Below are 677 nucleotides of genomic sequence, written 5' to 3'. Positions count from 1 at the left end.
GGCAGGCCGCCGCCGCGCTGAGGGCGGAACTGCGCTTTTTCGACGCGGCCAGCCTGGCCGCCGTGCCCGTGCCGCACCCGTCCCCCAAGGCGGCAGAGGTGCTGGGCGTGACGGAAGTGGGCGTGGCAGAGGCCGCCGCCCTGCTCTCCGCCCGGCAGACAGGCGATGCCGCTGTCCTGCTGGTTCCCAAGTCCGCCGCGCAGGGCGTCACCGTGGCCGTGGCCTTCACCCCCGCTGCTGCCGCCCCGGGCGACGATCTTCGCGCTCACACCGCATCCCCGCAAACCGCCCCGACCTCTCCAACCGGCGAGACCACACCATGACCATCGCTCCCCTGCGCGTCATCGGGCTCGGCCCCGGCGACGCCGCCCTGCTCACCCCGCAGGCCCGCGCCGCCATTGCCGCGTCCGACTGCATCGTCGGCTACACCTTGTACGTGGAACTGGTGCCGGAAGAACTGCGCCATGACCGGGAAGTGCTGGCCACCGGCATGATGGCCGAGATGGAACGCTGCAACGCCGCCATCGACGCCGCCCTGACGGGCCGGGCCACCTGCGTGGTCTGCTCCGGCGACCCCGGCGTGTACGCCATGGCCGGGCTGGTGTTCGAACTGCTGGACCGGCGCGGCCTTGCCCACCTGGCCCACGCGGTGGAGGTGGTGCCCGGCGTGCCCGCCC

2 protein-coding genes are annotated in these 677 nt (G+C 73.6%); both read left to right on the top strand.

Annotated features, from left to right (window positions below; genetic code table 11):
• Positions 1–323, top strand: a 323-nt coding sequence (locus tag FVW20_RS17770; RefSeq protein ID WP_231039233.1) for a cobalamin biosynthesis protein, incomplete at its 5' end; no start/stop codon positions are given.
• The coding region (locus FVW20_RS17765; protein ID WP_231039232.1) for an SAM-dependent methyltransferase at positions 320–677 on the top strand (358 nt) is incomplete at its 3' end. The genes FVW20_RS17770 and FVW20_RS17765, both read left to right, overlap by 4 nt.

It is taken from the genome of Nitratidesulfovibrio oxamicus (genome assembly GCF_015731765.1).
In the GTDB taxonomy this organism is placed as follows: Bacteria; Desulfobacterota; Desulfovibrionia; order Desulfovibrionales; family Desulfovibrionaceae; genus Cupidesulfovibrio; species Cupidesulfovibrio oxamicus.
The sequence above is the reverse complement of the archived record's forward strand: the minus strand, read 5'-3'. Positions and strand labels throughout refer to the sequence as shown.